Source organism: Antribacter soli (genome assembly GCF_021568775.1).
Taxonomy (GTDB): domain Bacteria; phylum Actinomycetota; class Actinomycetes; order Actinomycetales; family Cellulomonadaceae; genus Antribacter; species Antribacter soli.
On sequence record NZ_JAKGSG010000006.1, the window covers coordinates 48,810 to 66,078 of the forward strand.

The window sequence follows — 17,269 nt, forward strand, 5'->3', positions numbered from 1 at the left end:
CAGGCCGGAGATCCTCATGGCTACTCGTCCACGCGTGCTGCTCTCCAGTGCGATGTCGATCGACGGCTACATCGACGACACCGACGAGCAGCGCCTCATCCTTTCGAACGACGAGGACTGGGAGCGCGTCGACTCGCTGCGCGCCTGGGCCGATGCCATCCTCATCGGCGCCGGGACGCTCCGCTCGGACAACCCCCGCCTGCGTGTGCGCTCGGCGCGCCTGCGTGCCGAACGCCGTACCGAGGGGCGGTCGGAGTCTCCTGTCCGAGTCGTGCTGACGGCCACCGGAGACATCGACCCCGACGCCGCCTTCTTCGCCGGGGACGGCACCGACCGGCTCGTCTACTCCGACCGCGCGGGCGCGGCCAAGAGCCGCCGCCGTCTCGGTTCGGCCGCGACCGTCGTCGACGCCGGAAGCCCGCTGGAGCTCGCCGCCGTCCTGGCCGACCTCGAGGCGCGCGGGATCCGGCGGCTCCTCGTCGAGGGCGGCGGAAGCATCCACACCCAGTTCCTCGCCCAAGGGCTCGTCGACGAGCTGCACCTGGTGACCGCCCCGTTCTTCATCGGCGATGCCAGGGCCCCCCGCTTCGTCGGCCCCGGCCCCTTCCCCCACGGTCCCGCACGGCCCCTCCGGCTGGCCGAGACCCGTCCCATCGGCGACCTGGTGTACAGCCGCTACCTCGCCGAACCCGCTCACCGCACAACAACCGACCAGCCACGAAGGACATCGAGATGAAGGCCGTCGTCGTCACCGATTTCGGGACCCACCCGCTGCTCACCGACCTGCCCATGCCCAAGCCCGGCCCCGGCGAGCTCCTCGTGCGCATCCACGCCGCCGGCGTGAACCCCTTCGACTGGAAGGTCGCCGACGGCGCCCTCAGGGACGCCGTACCGCACGCCTTCCCCCTGGTCATGGGCTCGGACGGGGCGGGCGTGGTCGTGGAGACGGGGCCGGGCGTGACCCGCTTCCGCCCGGGCGACCGTGTCTACGGGCAGTTCATGAGCCTGCCGCAGGGCCATGGCTCCTACGCGGAGTACACGCTCGCCGACCAGGACGGCAAGATCGCCCGCATCCCCGAGAGCGTGCCCTTCACCCTCGCCGCCGCACTCCCCACGGCCAGCGTGACCGCCTACCAGGCCGTCGAGGCCGCGCGCCTCGAGGAGGGGCACACCTTCCTGATCAACGGCGCCAGCGGCGGCGTCGGGCAGTCCGCCATCCAGTTCGCGGCCCGGGCAGGCGCCCGCGTTCTCGCCACCGGAACCCCGGACCTGGCCGACCACCTCCGCGACCTCGGTGCCCACGCAGTCATCGACTTCACCGTGGCTCCCACTCACGAGCAGGTGGCCGCTGCCCACCCCGAGGGCATCGACGCCGTCCTCGACCTCGTCACCCCGACCGGCGGCGACACGAGCCCCATGGCCGGCCTGCTCCGCGCCGGCGCCACCCTGGTCAGCACAAACTTCGCCACCGATCCCGGCGCCCTGGCCGCCCGCGACATCCTCGGCGTCAACCTCGGCAACAGCCCCACCGCCGAGACGCTGTCCGCGCTCGCCGAGCTCGCCGCCTCCGGAGAGCTGCGCGTCCGCATCGACGCCGAGGTCCCGCTCCACGAGGCACCCGCCACCATCGCCAAGGCCCGCACGGGCCACTCCACCGGGAAGACCGTCATCGTCCCTTGACAGGTCCGCCGGTGCGGCCGGTTCGACTCCCGCCGGAACGATCCGCGCATTCGGCACGTTCCGTAGCCGGAGCATGTCAGGACGACTGTTGGGAGTGGAAACGTCGATGGTTTTCAAGAAGCTGCTCGGTGCGCTCGGCGTGGGCGGGCCCATGGTGGACACCGTGCTGGAGCCGGTCGCCGTGCGCCCCGGCGGGACGGTGAACGGCGAGGTGCGCCTGAAGGGCGGCGCCTCCGACGTCGAGGTCCAGCACGTCACCCTCGAGCTGGAGGCCCGCGTCGAGGCCGAGCACGGCGGCGGTGAGAGCCGCGGCACCGTGACGTTCGGGCGCATCACCGTGGCCGGGGGCTTCCGGTTGGGCGCCGACGAGGAGCGGACGGTGCCGTTCTCGTTCCCGCTGCACCCGGAGACTCCGCTCAACGAGCTGGATGGCCGGCCGATCGGCGTCGGGCTGGGCCTGCGCACGGAGCTCGCGATCGCGCAGGCGGTCGACAAGGGCGACCTGGACCCGCTGCGGGTGGCACCGCTGCCGATCCAGGAGGCGATCCTCGACGCGTTCTGGCGGCTCGGGTTCGGCTTCCGCTCGGCCGACCTCGAGTACGGGCGCCTGCACGGGGTCGCGCAGCAGCTGCCGTTCTTCCAGGAGATCGAGCTGATGCCGCCGGCGCAGTACGCGAGGCAGATCAACGAGGTCGAGCTGACCTTCGTCGCCGGGCCGCACAGCATGGACGTGATCCTCGAGGCCGACAAGCGCGGCGGGTACTTCGGCGGCGGCCAGGATTCCGTGCTGCGGATCACGGTCGGCCTGGACGAGCGGCGCGACTGGGTCCACGAGGTGGAGGGCTGGGTGGGGCAGCTGGCCGAGCGGCGGTCCATGTTCGGCGGTCACGCGGGTCACCGCGGTCTGAAGGGTCACGGTCACGGCGGACACGGGGGTGGCGTCGGCCTCGGCGGCGTGGTCGGCGGAGTGGCCGCGGGCGTCGTCGGCGGCATGGTCCTCGGCGAGATGTTCGACGAGGTCGGGGACCTCTTCGGGGGCGACTTCGCCGAGGAGTAGTGGCCGACGGCGGCGCCGGGCTCCCTCGTCAGCGAGGGAGCCCGGCGCCGTGGTCGTCTCACCAGGACGGTCGCGAGTGGCCTCACCAGGACGGTCGCGCGTGGCGGGGCGGCACGAGGTGGACGAACGCCGGCTCGTGGTCCGACTCCCCCGACACCGGGTCGAACACCCCGAAGTGCTCCGGCCCGTCTGACCGGCTCAGTCCCGCCGCGCGCCTGCGGGCCAGACGACGGTGACCGGCATGGCGCGTCGCCGGGCTTCGGCGACGACGTCGGCCGTGCCGCCGTACCCGCGAGCGGGCTCCCCGTCCCAGACGGCGACGAGCTCGTCGGCGTCGTCGAGCATCCGGTGGGCCGCGGCCATGTGCGACTCGCCGGTCGACTCGGGATGGTCGAGCGTGATGACCGTGGCGGCCCGGGCGAGGAGGTCGTCGAGCACGGGGCGATGATCGGCGCGGACCGCGTCCCGGTAGTCGGCCGCGGGGATGACGGCGGTCAGGCTCCCGCCGGCGTCGAGGACGGCACGGGCGAAGAGCGTGTCGGCGCCGTCGGCGAGCGACGTGGTACCGACGAGGCCGCCCGCGTCGAAGCACTCGAGCGCGGCTCGTAGAGCGTGGTCGACGAGCGGCACGACGTCGTCGGGCAGGCCGCGGTGTCCGGTGAAGGCGACGTGGGTCATGGGGCCGGAGCGTATTCGCCGGGGGCGTATCACTCCACGGTCACCGACTTCGCGAGGTTCCGCGGCTTGTCGACGTCGTGCCCCAGCACCAACGCCGCGTGGTACGCGAGAAGCTGCAGCGGCACCGTGAGCAGCAAGGGGTCGAGCTCGGTCTCGTTCTTGGGCACGTCGATCCGCTCGACCTCCAGCGCCCCCAGGTCGACCCCGGCGTGCGTGACCACCACGAGCGGCCCGCCGCGGGCGGCGATCTCGTGCAGGGCGGCCACGTTCCGGTCGGTGAGCTCGTCGTCGGGCACGATGGCGACCGTCGGGACGTCCGGTGAGATCAGGGCCAGCGGCCCGTGCTTGAGCTCGGACATCTGGTAGGCCTCGGCGTGCCGGTAGCTGATCTCCTTGAACTTCTGCGCGCCCTCGCGCGCGACGGGGAAGCCGCGCACCCGCCCGACGAAGAACATGCTCTCCGACCGCGCGAGCGTCGCTGCGAGCTCCGCGATCCGGTCCTCGGTCGCGAGCACCTGCCCGATCTGCGCCGGCAGCTTCTGCAGGCCTGCGACGAGGCGCTTGCCGTCGGCGACCGACAGGTCTCGCACGCGGCCCAGCTGCAGCGCCAGCAGCGCGAAGCCGACGTACATCGTCGTCAGCGCCTTGGTGGAGGCGACGGCGATCTCGGGCCCGGCGTGCAGGTAGATCCCGCCGTCGCAGGCGCGCGCGACCGCCGACCCGACCACGTTGACGAGACCGATGACGCGCCCGCCCTTGCGCTTGATCTCCTCGACCGCGAGCAGGGTGTCGATGGTCTCGCCGGACTGGCTCACCGCCACGTACAGCGTGTCCGGCTCGATGATCGGGTTGCGGTACCGGAACTCGCTGGCTGCCTCGGCATCGGCGGGGATGCGCGCGAGCTCCTCGACGAGCAGGGCACCCATCTGCCCCACGTAGTACGCCGACCCGCAGCCGAGGATCTTCACGCGGCGGATCGCGCGCAGCTCGCGGGCGTCGAGGTCCAGCCCGCCCAGGTGCGCGGTGCCGAACCGCTCGTCGAGCCGGCCGCGCAGCGTCCGGTCGACGCTCTCCGGCTGCTCGAGGATCTCCGTGTACATGCGCGGCCGGCCGTCGCCCGCTCCGTGCTCGTAGGCGCTCGGGTCGACGTCGACCTGGCGCGCCTGCGTCTCGGTGCGGGTCAGGTCCCGGCGGAACGTCCTGAAGCCGGACGCGGTGACGGTGGCGAGCTCGCCGTCCTCCAGGTGCGCGACAGTGGTGGTGTGCCGCACGAGGGCCGCGAGGTCGGACGCGACGAACATCTCCTTCTCGCCGACGCCGACCAGCAGCGGGCTGCCGTTGCGGGCGACGACGATGCGGTCCGGGAATCCGGCGTGCAGCACGGCCAGGCCGTAGGTCCCCTCGATCGAGGCCAGCGCGTCGACGACCTTGCCCTCGAGCGTGTCGGCGTCCGACAGGGCGATGAGGTGCGCGAAGACCTCGCTGTCGGTGTCGCTCGCGAGCGCCACGCCCTGGTCGGTCAACCGCTGGCGCAACGCGGCCGCGTTGTCCACGATCCCGTTGTGCACCACGGCCACGGTGCCGGTCGCGTCCGTGTGCGGGTGCGCGTTCGCGTCGTTCGCGGGGCCGTGGGTCGCCCACCGGGTGTGCCCGATCCCGATCCGGCCGGCCATCCGCTTCGGCAGCGCCGCGGCGAGGTCCCGCACGCGCCCGGCACGCTTGGTCACCTGCAACCGGGAGCCGACGACGGCGACGCCCGCCGAGTCGTAGCCGCGGTGCTCCAGCCGGGTCAGCGCCTCGACGAGCAGCGGCGCGGCCTGCTGCCCGCCGACGTAACCGACGATTCCGCACATATGGTTCTCCTCGTTTGTGGAACGCCCCGACGACGGCCGGTCAGCCGTAGATCATCCGGCGCAGCTGACGCTCGGTGAGCACGGGTGCTGCGACGACACGGTCCTCCAGCTCGGCGGCGATCCGGGCGAAGATCTCGGGGTTCTTGGCCCCGTAGGTCTGCAGCTCGGCGTGCCGGCGTCGGACGACCTCCTCGACCGGCGTGGCGTAGTACGCCACCACGTCCCCGATGACCCGGGCCGCCTCGGCGGGTGTCATCCCGGTGGTCGACACCACGTGCGCGACCAGGTCCGATGCCGTCCTCATGGGGCACGACACTGACACTCGTCGACGGCACCGGCAACTTCTTGCCCGATCTCGGGCAAGAATCGGCAGCCGTCGGGCCGAATGCTCCTCAGTCGCGCGCCAGCCTGGCCAGCAGCCGAGCTCCGGCGGCTGACGCTACGACGTGGATCCCGAGGAGCACCGCCGAGGGCACGGGAGGCGCCCACGGCCCGTCGAAGACACCCCACCACGATCCCTGGTCGCCGATCGTGTACCGGCGAAGGGTGACCACGAGCGCGAGGGTGAGTCCGGTGGCCATGAGCGACGCGACGAGGTTGAGGGTGCGCTCGGCGAGCCGGCGTGGCAGCTCGATGAACGCGTCGCGGCACACGAAGCCTGCCGTGGCGGCCACGCCCACGTAGAGCGGCATCGAGTAGCGAGCGGTCCAGATGTAGCCGACGTTGCTCGCCTGCCAGGCATGGACGATCACCGGCAGCAGCACGGCGACCGCCAGGACGCTCACCATCGCCACGCGCCCACGCCGGTCGCCCAGGAGGAACGCGAGGAGCACGAGGAAGCCACCGACCGCGGCGAAGGCCACGTATCCCAGCGTCGGCAGGCTCGTGTCCAACCAGCCGAACCGCCCGATGGCCACGAGGAGGAAGTCCCCGGTCTCGAAGAACGTCCGGTTCGCAGTGGTGCGGAAACCGAGCTCGGGGTGCCCGCCGCCCCCGCCCTCGAGCGTGCCGGCGGACAGGGTCCACCACAGAGCGGGGACGGTACCGGCGACGACGAGGCCGAGCCACGGCCAGGACCTGCGGTCGAGCATCGTTCGCCGCACAGTGGCCCACGGGCCGACCACGACGGCGACCATCACGACGATTGCGGCGATGTACAACGGCGACAAGCCCCGGGAGTTCAGGAGCACTACGGTCACGACCGCGATCCCCGCCATGCGCGAGGTGAGCCGCGCCGGGTCCGGGGCTCGCACGAGGGCGAGCAGGGTGATCCAGAGCGTCAGTGCGGCGCTGATCTCGAGCCCTGACGAGTTCACGATGCTGTTGAGGTAGACGACCATCGGCATGAGCGCCGTCGCCACCCCCGCGGCGACGAAGGTACGTCGCGTGACGTCGGCGAGGGCGACGAAGCCCCAGGCGAGGACCAGCGAGCAGAGGCCGGCGCTGACCAGGCGCATGAGGTAGAACACGTACTCACCGGGCGGGAGGAAGGTGGGGAGCCCGACGACGGCGTAGTACGCGGGGTTGTTCCTGATCACCCACGTGCTCGCCGTCATGGTCTGCTCGGCCGCCTCGCCCCTCGGCAGCTCGGGGGCGCAGTCCGCCGCTACCCCACCGCGGAAGGCGAAGCACACCGGGTACGACGCCGTGACCGCGTAGATCGCAGGGATGTCCACCTCGCCGGCGCCCGGGTTCCCCGGGGCCGAGCGCCCGTACAGGTCGCCGCGGACGACGGCGGCGGCCTTGATGACGTGGACGTTCTCGTCCGGCCCGCTGACGACGGGTGTGGCGAGCGACCAGAGCGACGTCAGGGTCATGAGCACCGCGAATGCCGTCCAGTACACGCGCGGACGCGCCGGCGCCGGGCGCGCAGGGGTCACGGACGCGGGACGGGTCGTATTCCCGGCGATGGTCGTCATGACTGGTCCTCGATGGATCGTCGCTCGCGTCTCCGCGTCCCGAACCTGCTCGGCAGGACCGGCCACATGCTATCCGGGGTACCGCGGACCCACATCGGCTAGCCTCGCCGGGTGCGCATCGCGGTTGTCTACGACTGCTTCTTCCCGCTCACGACAGGGGGCGGCGAACGGCAGTACGGCCTCTTCGCGGACGCGTTCGCCCGTGCCGGGAACGACGTCGACTACCTCACCCGGCGGCAGTGGGACGGGGCGGCACCCACCCCGGTGTCGGGCGTCCGCGTCATCGCCGCGAGCGGCCCGTTCGAGCTGTACGACAGCACGGGGACACGCCGCACGCCGGGCGCCCTGAAGTTCGCCGCCTGCCTCTTCACCTACCTGGTCCGCCACCGGCGGGACTACGACGCGGTCCTGGTCAGTGCGCTCCCCGCGCTCAACGTCTTCGCGGCCCGCCTCGCGCTCCTCGGCACGCGCACCAGGTTCTGCGCCGACTTCCTCGAGGTGTGGCGGCCGGACCAGTGGCTGGACTATTCGGGCCCCGTGATGGGGCGGGTCGCGCGGACGCTCCAGCACCTGGCGGTCCGCGTGAGCCCGTGGGTCTCGTGCCACTCGGACATGAACGGCCGACGCCTCGCCGCGGAGGGCGCCCGCCGCGCGCCGATCGTCAGCCCCGGCCTCATCTCCCAGGAACTGATCGACGCACCGGCTCCGGCAGACCTCGACGCCCTCCGCACCCCGACGGTCGTGTTCGTCGGCCGCCACATCCCCGACAAGCAGGTCGAGGAGATACCGGCAGCCGTCGCCTGGGCGCGCGAGCGCGTCCCCGGCCTGGATGCGGTGATCCTCGGCGAGGGGCCGCAGCGCGAGGCGGTCACGGCGGAGATCGAGCGACTCGGTCTCGGCGGCGTCGTGAGCCTCCCGGGGTTCGTGGACGAGGAGGAACTGACCGAGCGGGTGCGCACGGCCGCCGTGCTCGTGAACCCGTCCCGCCGCGAGGGTTACGGCCTCGTCGTCGTCGAGGCCGGCTCCGTCGGCACCCCGGTCGTCCTCGTCGATGCCCCCGACAACGCCTCCGTCGAGCTCGTGGAGGACGGCGTCAACGGATATGTCGCGCCGTCGGTCGCCCCCGAGGACCTCGGCTCCGCGATCGTCCGCGCGGTCGAGGGCGGCGCGGCGCTCAGGAGCAGCGCCCGGGCGTGGTTCGACGACGCGGCGCGGCACCGTACCGCGGAGGCGGCCGCGCTCGCGATCCTGGTCCAGATCGGCGCGCGCGCCCCGGACGTGCGCCGACGGATGCGCTGACCGCGCGCGCGGACCAACCTTCGCAGATCATGGGTCTCGGCCCTGACCCTGGTCCGCCGGCCGCGATTCCTTGCGGCCACCTCCCTGTGATCTCCCTGGACGAACCTGCCATGGCAGCTACGCCGAGCCTCGAGCTCACCATCCTCATGCCGTGCCTCGACGAGGCCGAGACCCTCGAGGTCTGCATCCGCAAGGCGCTCGGCTTCCTGGAACGCTCCGGCATCCAGGGCGAGGTCCTCGTCGCGGACAACGGGAGCAGCGACGGCTCCCAGGCGATCGCCGAGGCGTGCGGTGCCCGCGTGGTCCCGATCGCCGAGAAGGGCTACGGAGCGGCCCTCCTTGGCGGCATCGCCGACGCGCGCGGCCGGTACGTCATCATGGGCGACGCCGACGACAGCTACGACTTCTCGAGGCTGGACCCGTTCGTCGCCAAGCTGCGCGAGGGCTTCCAGCTGGTGATCGGCAATCGCTTCCAGGGCGGCATCGCACCGGGCGCCATGCCGCCCCTGCACAAGTACCTGGGCAACCCGGTGCTCTCCGGCATCGGCCAGCTCTTCTTCAAGCCGGGCGTGGGCGACTTCCACTGCGGCCTGCGAGGGTTCGACCGCGAGGCGATCCTTGCCCTCGGCCTGCGCACCTCGGGCATGGAGTTCGCCTCCGAGATGATCGTCAAGGCGTGCCTCGCCAAGCTGTCGGTCGCCGAGATGCCGACCACGCTGAGCCCCCACGGGCGGTCCCGTCCGCCGCACCTGCGCAGCTGGCGCGACGGCTGGCGTCACCTGCGGTTCCTCCTGATCTTCTCGCCGCGCTGGCTCTTCTGGGTGCCGGGCGTCACGCTGCTCACGCTGGGCGTCGTCGCCAGCCTGGTGCTGCTGTTCGGACCCATCGAGATCGGGTCGGTCGGCTTCGACGTGTCGACCATGATCTACGCGATGGCTGCCGCGGTCGTCGGCTATCAGAGCATCCTGTTCGCCATCCTCACCAAGGTCTACGCCTGGCACGAGGGCTTCATCCCGACGGGGTCACGCTTCCGGTCGGCGATCGACAAGCTCAGCCTGGAGCGGGGCCTGCTCACCGGCCTCGGCCTGTTCCTCCTCGGCCTGGTGGCCGCGATCGTCCAGGTGGTCCGCTGGGGTGGTGGCGAGGGCTTCGGCGCGCTCGACGCACGCGCCGCGGTCCGGGTCGCGGTTCCGGCCGTCCTCGGGCTCATGCTCGGCTTTCAGACCCTGATGTCCAGCATGTTCATCGGCATCCTCGGGATTCCGACCCGTTTCGGCTCCAACCCGTCCGCCACGGACGTCGAGTCGCACGCCGTGCCCACACCGGCCGGTGCGGTACGGGACACGGTGGTGGTCGACAGCCGGGCCCCCGAGCAGGCGGTCCCGGTGGGCGACGGGGTGCGGTGACCCACCGGTCGAAGGTCGTCGTCGACCTGCTCTTCGTGTCGGGAGAGCGCGGCGGCATGGAGACGTACGCCCGCGAGCTGCTGCCACGGACGGCGGGCCACCTGCCGGACGTCGATCTCGTGGCGCTGACCAGCACCACAGGCAAGGACGAGGTGGCCGGCTGGTTCCCGGGCGAGGTGCACGCGCTCGCGCTCGACGCGGACAGCCGCGCGCTCTGGGCGGCTGCCGAGGTCCTCGCAGTGGAGCGGCGGGCCCGCCGAGCCGGGGCGGACCTGCTCTGGTGCCCGGCAAACTTCGGCCCGGCCGGGCGGCGGGTGGCGACCCTCGTGACGGTGCACGACGTCACGATGCTCGAGCTGCCGAACCGGGACCTGCACCAGGCGGCGCAGGCCGTCACCTCGTGGCTCGTGCGCCGCGCGGCACGGGGTGCCACGAGGATCCTCACGGTGAGCGAGGACGCGGCGCGCGGAATCAGCCGCGCGCTCGACGTCCCCGCGGACCGGATCGACGTCGTGCCGAACGGTGCTCAGGAGGTGCGTCCCGGCATCGACGTCGAGGCGGCTCTCGCCGGCCTGCCCCCGATCTCGGGCCGGCCGGTCGTCCTGTCGACCGGGAACCGCATGCCGCACAAGAACTTCGACGGGCTCCTCCGGGCACTTGCCGCGATCCCCCCAGGACAGCGCCCGACGACGGTCGTCACGGGCAGCCGCAGGGACGTCCACTTGCGCGAGCAGGTGCGCCAGCTCGGGCTCGAGGACGACGTCGTGCTCCTCGGGTGGGTGACGCAGGACCAGCTCGAGGCGCTCTTCGCCTCGGCGACGGTCTACGTCTGCCCGTCGCTCGCCGAGGGTTTCGGGCTTCCCGTCGCGGACGCGATGAAGCGAGGCGTCCCGGTGCTGGCGAACGACATCCCGGTCCTGCGTGAGGTGGGCGGCACGGCCGCACGGTACGCCGATGCAACCGACCCGGCCGCGCTGGCGAAGGCGCTCGTGAGCATCGTCGCCGACCCGGCCGAGCGCGAGCTCATGAGCGCGGCCGGACGTGCCCGCGCCACGCTGTTCACCTGGGACGCGTCGGCCGAGCGGACCGCGCGCGTGCTGGCCCGCACGCTGGACGAGGTGCAGGCGCGCCGTGGCTGAGGCAGACCGGACGTCCGTCGCCGGCACGAGGGTCGACCTTGGCCTCGTCGTCTCCACCCTCGGCCGGGTCCGGGCGCTCGACCGCCTCCTCGCCTCGCTCGACGGCCGGCTCGGCCCGTCGGACCGGGTCGTGGTCGTGGCGCAGGGCGCCGTCCCAGAGGTGCGCGCGCTGGCTGCCCGGTACGCGGACAAGGGTCTGCCCGTCGTGGTCACCACGTCCAAGCGTGGGGCCGCTCTCGGCCGGAACACGGGAGTCGCCGCTCTGCCCGCGCGGGACTTCCTGCTGGGCTTCCCCAACGACACGACCTGGTTCCCGGACGGCGCCGTCGAGGCGTTGCGTTCGGCGGCCGAGGCGTCGGGCCTGCAGGCGGGGGCGCTCACCGTCGTCGACGAGAACGGGCCGAAGTTCGTCCTCCCTCCGGCGGGTACGGTGCTCGACCGGCGGTCGGTGTGGTCGGTGATCGAGATGGGCCTCCTCGTCAGGCGGGACGTCTTCCTCGAGGTGGGCGGCTTCGACGCGGCGATGGGCACAGGCGGGCCGACGCCGTGGCAGGCGGGCGAGGCCACCGACTTTCTGCTGCGCCTGGTCCGGCGGCGTCCTGACCTGGCGCAGCGGTTCGAGTGGCTGCCGCCGGACGTGCGGGTGGGCGGTGTGCCGGACCCGCACGGGCTGAGCGCCGCGGAGCGCCGCCGCAAGCTCCGCAGCTATGGCCGGGGCCTCGGGCGGCTGGTGACGGTGCACGGGTACCCCCTCTGGTGGCGGGCCGCCTACCTGCTCGCCGGGCTCGTGTTCGGCTTCCGCAACCCGGCCACCCATACGCCGGGGGACGGCTGGTGGGCGTTCCTCGGCAGGCTCGAGGGGTACACGGGCCGGACGATCGGCGGCCAGACGGCGGCGGTGCAGCGGTGAGCGCCGGGAGGCGACTCGCCCGCGCCGGCTCGAGCGGTGTGACCCTGCTCGGCGGGGTAACCCTGGCCGTCGTGCCCGCTGCCGTGGTCTCGATCTCGGCGCGGCTCTTCACGGCGCCGGAGCAGGGCCGTATCGCGGTCGCCGTGCTGGTCGCCACCTTCGTCGGCCAGCTTGCGTTCGCGGTCGTCGTCGAGTCCCGGTTGGCGTCTCCAGGCTCCGGCCGCCGCGTCGTCTTCCCGCGGTGGCTCGCGCTGCTCGGGATCGCCACGGCGCTCGTGCTGTGCGTGTTCCCGGCCGACGCCGTCCTGCTGTGCGTCGGCCTGCCGGTGCTCGCCGCGGCGCTGGAGGTCGGCCGGGGGGTGTCGGTCGCGGAACGGCTCGACGGGCGGGAGGCGTACGCCTCGATCGCGGTCGGTGCGGGCGCGCTCGGCGGCGTGCTGGCGGGCCTCGCCGGCCAGCGGTGGGCCCTGGTCCCGCTGTTCGCGGGGATCGCCGTCGCCACGCTGGTGCGGAGCGCCCCCGTCGGTGACCGGTCCGGGCGCCGTGACCCCGGCGTGCTGCGCTGGGTACTGGCGGACACCGTGATCACCGGCGTCATCCCGCCGTTGCTGAACGCGATGATCCTTGCGTTCCTGGGGCCGGTGGAGGCCGTCCTCTTCACGTCGGTGTCGACAGTCTCAGGACTGCTGGCCATCCCGCTCAACTTCATGCGCCTGAGACTTCTCAAGGAGCACTCCCGGCTCGACGTCGTCGTCTCGGGCACGGCGGTCGTGGGCGCTGCGGTGGTGCTGCTGGTCCTGGACCGCCTGCGGGGGTTCGGCCTGCTGTTCGGGGAGGCCTGGAACGCCGAGACCGCGCTGGTCCCGCTGCTGGTCGCGTGTGCCTGGCGCGCGCTGTCGTTGCTGACGACGATCCCGTTCACGGCGCTGCGCCGGGCCGGGGAGGTGCGGGTCCTCACCGCCCTGCGGGCCGTGGTCGCGGTCGCGACGTTCGCGCTCGCCGTGGCGAGCCTGAGGCTCGGCTCCCTGGTCGCGGTGTTCGCAGGGCTCGCCGTGGCGGAGGCGCTCGCGGCGCTCGTCTACGAGCGGGCCGCCCAGGCGCGCGTGGGCCGGCAGCCGAAAAGGTTTCAGCCGCTGCCGTGAGTGTGGCATCGTCGTGCCGTGCCTGAGCTCACCGCTGCGCTGCCCGATGCACCGACCATGCCCGTTCGCCCGGTGGTGGCGGGTTTCCATCCGGATCCGACGGTGGTCCGGGTGGGTGATCAGTTCTACCTGGCCTGTTCGAGCTTCGAGTACGCGCCGGGAGTTCCGATCTTCCGGTCGACGGACCTCGTCTGGTGGGAGCTCGTCGGCCACGCGCTGCACCGACCGTCTCAGCTGGCGCTTCGGGACGGGTCCCCGTCGAGCGGCGTCTACGCGCCGACGCTGCGGCACCACGACGGGAAGTTCTGGCTGGTGACGACCAACGTGTCCGACGGCCCGGGCCACCTCCTGGTGTCCGCCGCCGACCCGGCCGGTCCGTGGTCGGAGCCGGTGCGGATCACGGCCGCCGGCGGGATCGATCCGGACCTCGCGTGGGACGACGACGGGACGTGCTACCTCACCTGGTCGGACTCCGGGATCCGTCAGGCCGTCCTCGACCCGGCCTCCGGACAGCTGCTGTCCGAGCCTCGTCGCCTCTGGAGCGGTACCGGTGGCCAGCACCCCGAGGGTCCGCACCTGCACCACGTCGGGCAATGGTGGTACCTGATCGTCGCCGAAGGCGGCACCGGTCATGGTCACGCCGTGACGGTCGCCCGCGGCCTGTCCCCGTCGGGCCCGTTCGCGCCGAGCCCGGACAACCCGGTCCTGACGGCCAGGGGCACTCTCGGACCGGTGCACAACACCGGCCACGCCGATCTCGTCGAACGACCCGACGGCTCCTGGGCGATGGTGTTCCTCGGGGTGCGTCCGCGGGGCCACTTCCCCGGGTGGCACGCCCTGGGCCGCGAGACGTACGCCGCCGAGGTGGCGTGGCACGACGGTTGGCCGCGGGTCGTCGGCCCGCTGCAGCCGGCCGCGGTGCCCTCCGTCGAGACGGGCCTGGGTGACCGCGTCATCCCGCTCGACTGGGTCGGCGCCGGGGTGTTCCCGGACGAGGTCCTGGCGTGGTCGGACGACCGTTGGCTGATGACGGGCCGCGCCGACGAGCGCACGTTCGTCGGACGCCGTCAGGAGCACGCCGGCGTCGTCGTGCGCGCAGAGGTCGAGGCGACCAGGGGCGCCGTCGGCGGGCTGGAGATCCGGATCGACCCGTCCCACGCCGTCGGTCTCGAGGTCCAGGACGGGACGGTCCGGGCCGTGGCGCGCATCGGACCGGTCGTGTCGGTGCTCGGCGACTCACCGGCGCCGGCCGGGACGGTCCTGGAGCTGCAGACGGTGCCCGCGGGCGGTCCTGGGAACACCAACGAGCTGGGTCCCGACCAGATCGTGGCGGTCGTCCATGGGCCCGGTGGCCCCGTCGAGCTGGCCCGTATCGACGGCCGCTACCTCTCGACCGAGGTCGCGGGCGGCTTCACCGGCCGGATGGTCGGCCTCGTCTGCACGCGAGGAAGCCTGACCGTCCGGTCCTTCGAGTACGCCGGGCACGACCAGGACGGGTGAGGCGGGGACGGCCGGCGCGCCGAGGTCCGGCGCGTCAGCCGCGCGGGAGGACCCAGCCGTTCCCGATGCTGCCCCAGGGTCGCTGGAAGAAGCCCACCCACGTCTGCCCGCCGAACCGCTCCCCCGCCGCCATGAGGTTCTTCCACGAGTGGTACGCCGGACCGACCGGCACGTACCAGCGGACGGCGGGCAGACCCGGCGCCGGCTGCGGGTCGGGCTTGCGGTACTTCATCAGGCGCGGCAGCGCGGCGAGGTCCTCGTCGCGCGCGGGCACGATCTCCAAGGCTGTCCGGCGCTTGTCGGTCACGCGCAGCGCCTCCATGACCTTGTCGCTCGCCCAGCCGGTCACCGTGTCCTGGAGGGTCAGGGCCGGCACCCCCGGCGGCAGCTCGAACGAGACGCCCGCGCGGGCCATCTGGCTCCAGGCGATCCGGTCCCAGTCCTTGCCGTGCCAGAACCAGATCCCCGTCACGTCGACGACGACGCCGCGCGGCCGGAGCGCGGCGCGGGCGCCGAACACGAACAACACCGTCAGGCTGCCGAACAGCAGGGCGAAGAACAGGCCGACCCAGCGGGCGCCGCCGGCGGTGGGGTCCAGGACCACCGTGAGGCAGCCCCAGGTGAGCGGGGCGGTGAGCACGAAGCCGACCAGCACCGCGATCAGGTTGGTCCGGCCGAGGTCCAGGCGGTGGGCGTCGGGCGAGAAGTTGGGCTCGCCGAGGGCGTTGTCCGTCATGTCCGGGTTCGTCACGCAGCGATGGTAGCGACGCGCACGTCCGCGGCGAACCGGGTCGCCGTGGACGTGCAGCCGCCGGACGAAGCCGCTACTTGACCGCCCCGGACGTGATCCCGGAGATGATCCTGCGCTGAGCCACGATGAACACCACCAGCAGCGGCAGGCTCATGAGCAGCACGTAGGCGAAGATCAGGTGCCAGTTGTCGAGATACAGCCCGGCGCTGGCGACCTGGAACAGGTTCAGCGGCAGGGTGTCCAGGCGCCCGCCCACGACGAAGAACGCGTAGAAGACGTCGTTCCACACGTACAGGCAGATCAGGATGGTCGCCGTCGACAGCACGGGTGCGAGCAGCGGCAGGATGATCGTGCCGAAGACGCGGAGCGGCTTGGCCCCGTCGACACGCGCCGCCTCCTCGAGCTCGGCCGGGATCGTGCGGATGAATCCGGTGACGAAGAAGATGACGGTCGACATGTACATGCCCATGTAGACGCCGATCATCCCGACGGCGGTGCCCGCGAGGCCGAGCTGGCGCAGCAGGAGCACGATCGTCACGACGGCGGGCGGCAGGACGATACCGCTGATGGCCAGGGCGTAGAGCACGGCCATGAGACGGGAGCTGCGGCGAGCGAGCACCCACGACGCGAGCGAGCCGAGCGCGAGCACCCCGGCGACGGCCGGGACCATGACCAGCAGGCTGCCGAAGAACGCGGCCGGGACCCGGCCCTGCTGCCAGACGGCGGAGAAGTTCTCGGCGTACTGCCACGTCGCGGGCGGTGTCAGGTCGGGGCTGAAGGCCTCGGCCTGGGTCTTGCCCGCCGTGACGACGACGATCCACAGCGGCATGCCGATGAGCAGGACGACGGCGAGGAGCGCCACCACCGGCTGGATCCGGCTCCAGGCTCCGTGCCTCCTTCCGGCGCGGACGTCGCGGACGTCGCGGACGTCGCGGCGCCGGGCAACGATCGATGCAGAGGTCGTGGCGGTCACAGGACTTCCTCCCTCTTGCGCAGGGTCCGGATGACGGGGAGGGCGAGGGCCACCACGACGACGAAGAGCACGAGGCTCATCGTCGTGGCCTGGGCGAACAGGCCCTGCCCGAAGGTGCGGAAGATGAAGATGTTGAGCAGCTCGGTGGTGCGCGCCGGTCCGCCCCCGGTGGTCGCCTGGGCGATGTCGAACCCGTTCATCGAGCCGAGCAGGGCGGTCGCGACGTTGAAGGTCAGCGCCGGTGCGAGGAGGGGGAACCGGATGTCGCGGAACGCGGTCCACGACGAGGCGCCGTCGAGCCGGGCGGCCTCGAGCACGTCTTCGCTGATGGTCTTGAGGCCGGCGAGGTAGATGAGCATGGACAGGCCCATCCACTTCCACGAGTGGATCAGCGCGACCACGACCAGCGTCCAGGTGGTGTCCCCCAGCCACGGGATCGTGACCTCCTGACCGAGGACGACGCCGAGGATGGAGTTGGCGGCGCCGTCCGGCTTGAGGATCGCCTGGAACACGTAGCCGACGGCGAGCGCGGACATGACGACCGGGATGAAGAACATGACGCGGGCGAAGCGGTTGATCCTCGTGTCGCGCTCGAGGAGGAGCGCCAGCAGCAGGCCGAAGAGGTTCTGGAAGACCGCCACGAGAACCGCGTAGACCAGCGTGATGCGCAGGGAGGTCAGGAGCGTGCCGCTCGAGACGAGGTCTTCGAGGTTCCGGAGGCCGACGAACCCGATCTCGCTCTTGAAGCTCGACCAGTCTGTCAGCGCGTAGACGAAGTTGAAGATCGTCGGCACGAAGAAGAACACCCCGAGCACCGCGAACGCCGGGATGAGGTACCGCGCCGGGTGACTGGCGCGGTGACGGTAGGTGGTGGGGCGTACCGTCCGCCGGCGCGACGCTGATGGTCTCGCGGGTGGCATCGGTGCTCTGGCGGTGGTCTGTGCGGTCACGATCAGTCCTCG

At 72.3% G+C, this 17,269-nt stretch carries 16 protein-coding genes; 9 read left to right on the forward strand and 7 right to left on the reverse strand.

The features are described 5' to 3' along the window. Positions 1–16: 16 nt before the first annotated feature. The 3 genes from L1785_RS01685 to L1785_RS01695 all read left to right on the forward strand — a co-directional run bounded on the left by L1785_RS01685 (position 17) and on the right by L1785_RS01695 (position 2,737). Positions 17–736 carry a RibD family protein gene (locus L1785_RS01685; protein ID WP_236087397.1) on the forward strand — a complete coding sequence of 240 codons (720 nt, stop codon included), beginning with the start codon at positions 17–19 and terminating at the stop codon, positions 734–736. Further along, complete coding sequence (locus tag L1785_RS01690; RefSeq protein ID WP_236087398.1) at positions 733–1,680, forward strand: NADP-dependent oxidoreductase; 948 nt, start codon at positions 733–735, stop codon at positions 1,678–1,680. The genes L1785_RS01685 and L1785_RS01690 overlap by 4 nt, the downstream gene beginning before the upstream one ends. A gap of 106 nt (positions 1,681–1,786) precedes the next feature. After that, positions 1,787–2,737, forward strand: a complete 951-nt coding sequence (locus tag L1785_RS01695) for a sporulation protein (protein WP_236087399.1) — start codon at positions 1,787–1,789, stop codon at positions 2,735–2,737. A 198-nt stretch (positions 2,738–2,935) separates the two neighbouring features. Here L1785_RS01695 and L1785_RS01700 read toward each other — a convergent pair whose 3' ends face one another. The 4 genes from L1785_RS01700 to L1785_RS01715 all read right to left on the reverse strand — a co-directional run bounded on the left by L1785_RS01700 (position 2,936) and on the right by L1785_RS01715 (position 7,187). Continuing rightward, positions 2,936–3,415 carry a hypothetical protein gene (locus L1785_RS01700; protein WP_236087400.1) on the reverse strand — a complete coding sequence of 160 codons (480 nt, stop codon included), beginning with the start codon at positions 3,413–3,415 and terminating at the stop codon, positions 2,936–2,938. A 29-nt stretch (positions 3,416–3,444) separates the two neighbouring features. Further along, on the reverse strand, positions 3,445–5,268 hold the full coding sequence (gene glmS, locus L1785_RS01705; protein WP_236087401.1) for a glutamine--fructose-6-phosphate transaminase (isomerizing): 1,824 nt from the start codon (positions 5,266–5,268) through the stop codon (positions 3,445–3,447). 40 nt (positions 5,269–5,308) lie between these two features. Then, a complete protein-coding gene (locus L1785_RS01710; RefSeq protein ID WP_236087402.1) occupies positions 5,309–5,572 on the reverse strand; it encodes a hypothetical protein in 264 nt (87 codons plus the stop codon). Between the two features lie 88 nt (positions 5,573–5,660). Beyond that, entirely contained in the window at positions 5,661–7,187 is a 1,527-nt protein-coding gene (locus L1785_RS01715) for a DUF2142 domain-containing protein (protein WP_236087403.1), read from the reverse strand. 111 nt (positions 7,188–7,298) lie between these two features. Here L1785_RS01715 and L1785_RS23110 point away from each other — a divergent pair, with 111 nt between their 5' ends. The 6 genes from L1785_RS23110 (at position 7,299) to L1785_RS01745 (ending at position 14,583) form a co-directional block, all read left to right on the forward strand. After that, complete coding sequence (locus L1785_RS23110) at positions 7,299–8,486, forward strand: glycosyltransferase family 4 protein (protein ID WP_236087404.1); 1,188 nt, start codon at positions 7,299–7,301, stop codon at positions 8,484–8,486. A gap of 110 nt (positions 8,487–8,596) precedes the next feature. After that, a complete protein-coding gene (locus L1785_RS01725) occupies positions 8,597–9,892 on the forward strand; it encodes a glycosyltransferase family 2 protein (protein ID WP_236087405.1) in 1,296 nt (431 codons plus the stop codon). Further along, positions 9,889–11,031 (forward strand): glycosyltransferase family 4 protein, encoded by a 1,143-nt coding sequence (locus L1785_RS01730; protein WP_236087406.1) that lies wholly within the window; start codon positions 9,889–9,891, stop codon positions 11,029–11,031. Before L1785_RS01725 ends, L1785_RS01730 begins: the two co-directional genes overlap by 4 nt. Further along, a complete protein-coding gene (locus L1785_RS01735; RefSeq protein ID WP_236087407.1) occupies positions 11,024–11,941 on the forward strand; it encodes a glycosyltransferase family 2 protein in 918 nt (305 codons plus the stop codon). The genes L1785_RS01730 and L1785_RS01735 overlap by 8 nt, the downstream gene beginning before the upstream one ends. Next, entirely contained in the window at positions 11,938–13,083 is a 1,146-nt protein-coding gene (locus L1785_RS01740) for a hypothetical protein (protein WP_236087408.1), read from the forward strand. Before L1785_RS01735 ends, L1785_RS01740 begins: the two co-directional genes overlap by 4 nt. 18 nt (positions 13,084–13,101) lie before the next feature. Further along, positions 13,102–14,583, forward strand: a complete 1,482-nt coding sequence (locus L1785_RS01745; protein ID WP_236087409.1) for a glycoside hydrolase family 43 protein — start codon at positions 13,102–13,104, stop codon at positions 14,581–14,583. A 34-nt stretch (positions 14,584–14,617) separates the two neighbouring features. On the opposite strand, the gene L1785_RS01750 is transcribed toward L1785_RS01745, so the two are convergent. From L1785_RS01750 to L1785_RS01760, 3 genes are all read right to left on the reverse strand, one after another. Then, positions 14,618–15,334, reverse strand: a complete 717-nt coding sequence (locus L1785_RS01750) for a hypothetical protein (protein ID WP_236087410.1) — start codon at positions 15,332–15,334, stop codon at positions 14,618–14,620. A gap of 73 nt (positions 15,335–15,407) precedes the next feature. Continuing rightward, positions 15,408–16,307 carry a carbohydrate ABC transporter permease gene (locus L1785_RS01755; protein ID WP_236087411.1) on the reverse strand — a complete coding sequence of 300 codons (900 nt, stop codon included), beginning with the start codon at positions 16,305–16,307 and terminating at the stop codon, positions 15,408–15,410. Beyond that, entirely contained in the window at positions 16,304–17,257 is a 954-nt protein-coding gene (locus tag L1785_RS01760; RefSeq protein WP_236087412.1) for a carbohydrate ABC transporter permease, read from the reverse strand. The genes L1785_RS01755 and L1785_RS01760 overlap by 4 nt, the downstream gene beginning before the upstream one ends. Positions 17,258–17,269: the final 12 nt, after the last annotated feature.